Source organism: Pseudomonas sp. P5_A2_2 (assembly GCF_054177685.1).
In genome coordinates this window covers 1-2020 of record NZ_JBGCUL010000821.1, presented here as the reverse complement: position 1 = coordinate 2020, position 2020 = coordinate 1, and the positions used below count along the sequence as shown (strand labels likewise).

General features: G+C 59.5%; 1 protein-coding gene and 1 pseudogene. Both read left to right on the top strand.

Features of this window, described 5'->3' with window-relative positions:
- Positions 1 to 768: tyrosine-type recombinase/integrase (locus tag ACXRVY_RS26135; protein WP_458238635.1), on the top strand; the 768-nt coding region annotated here is incomplete at its 5' end.
- A gap of 982 nt (positions 769 to 1750) precedes the next feature.
- A pseudogene (locus ACXRVY_RS26130) lies at positions 1751 to 2020 on the top strand (hypothetical protein); the annotation flags it as partial.

The window sequence follows — 2020 nt, the reverse complement described above, 5'->3', positions numbered from 1 at the left end:
GTACTTACCACCTCAGCGAAGAAGAATGGCCTGACGGTTGCGGCAGCGGCCAAGCGTAGTATGTCTGGCATCTTTGAACTCGCGGTTTCGACGCTACGAGCTGATACCGACCCGGTCTATCCAGTCCGCAGAGCCCTTCCGGCCAACAAAACCCAACACAAGCGCCCGCTTACGGTGGATGAAATCGGCCAACTCTTGCGTGACGTAGAAGGTCATTGCGGACGTCACGAAACCGCCATCGCGTTCCGCCTGATGTGGTTCACGCTCTGTCGTCCGAATGAAGCAGTCGAGGCACGTTGGGATGAGTTCGACCTGGATGCTGCCCGCTGGAGGATTCCTGCTGAGCGTATGAAGAAGCGCAAGGAGCACAATGTCCCCCTCCCAGCCCAAGCAGTGGACATGCTGCGCGGTCTGCACACCGTTACCGGCAAGTATGAGCACCTGTTCCCCCATCGAGATGAGCGTACGAAGCCTATGGTCGCAGCGTCATTTCGACAGATGCTCAAGTCCTTGGGCTGGAGCGGCAAGTACAGCCCCCATGCCACCAGAACCACCGGGAGCACCCGCCTCAACGAGATGGGTTATCCCGGTGATTGGATCGAGCGGCAACTCGCCCATGCTGAACCCAATGCGGTACGGCGCACATACAACCAAGCCGAGTACATGGCGGATCGCACAAACATGATGCAGCAGTGGGCAGACATGCTGGATGCGTGGAGACGAGGCGAATGCAATGTCATGCCACTAAACCGAGTTGCCATTCACTAAGGGCGCAACTCCCCCCTGGCGACAGCGGCGACACCCGCGACAACCCAAGTAATCCGTGGCCTGCAGCATGGCGACAGAGGTGGCGACTGTCGCCGTTGCAAGCCTCGCTCTTGGGACCTTTTCGGCCAAGCCCATGGGGGCGGGAAGGCTCCGCATTCCCGCCCCCATGGACTCACATTAAAAACCGACGAACGACCACCCGGCCATGGAAAACCACCGGCCTCCAAGGTCTTCCAGCGCTACCGATTGATTCAAGAGTCRCCCCCAAAATGCTGTTGACCGCGAGCAAAWCGAGCRCTAAACCAGAACCGTACMAGCGCTGTCCTCGACAGCACCCAGGTAGCCAGAACCTTTRAGGCTACGCCRCATCGTGGTGGTTCTCCCCAAGTGCGATTAGCGTCCGGCGGCTCGCACGGTCACAGCGATGTGATGGATGCCACTTCTTCCAGAATGCCCACTGCGGCAACTCATGCCCCCTCCTGGCTGCTCTGCAGCAACTTATTCGCTTGGCCATTTCTTGCGCCAACCTATTGCCCGTCTCTTTGCCCCCTAAAGAGACGGGCGCTCATCCCACTGCTGCAACCCACGCCTGATCGGGCTCTGTGGCACTTCACCGCGTGACAATCGGCATGACAAAACCGATTCGACACCTCTCGCATTAACGCTGGCAACGGTGCCGCAGCCCAGGACAGGCTGCACCTGACTGACAGTCAGGCATGCCCCGCTCGCAACGTTGATGCCTTTTCCCGCCCATGGTCTCGCGGTACCGGACTCGTCAGCCGGTGCAGCCTTCACCCGCCCGCATCCTCAGATGCGTTCAGGAGGCCAGATCGATGGGGAATGCCCGTGCTCTTGGTCGTAAGGAGCCGTCCGTTCCGCGTCAGTGAACACCCTCACAGGCCGCAGGGGCCTCTATCCCTGATAACACTCAACATCCGTGGCGGGAACGTGAGGACAACACTGGGAGAACAGGAGACAGGTGATGCTGCAATCAACATGGCGACTACCGCCGCAACCGTTGCTGGAGGCCAGCCAGGCGCCATTGGATTATCCGGTGGCCGCAATCGGTGATCTGCTGGGACCAGCCGTCGAACGCATGGCCGAGGTGATGGGCGTGCCAACCGAATTGAAGTGGTCTCTGCTTACATCGGAGGCCGAAAGTTACCAACCCCTTCGACATGAAGTTATTCCTCAGCGGAGTGTTCAGCGGCTCATATGCCACTCGGCGGCGCCATATCAGACAAGCCAGGAC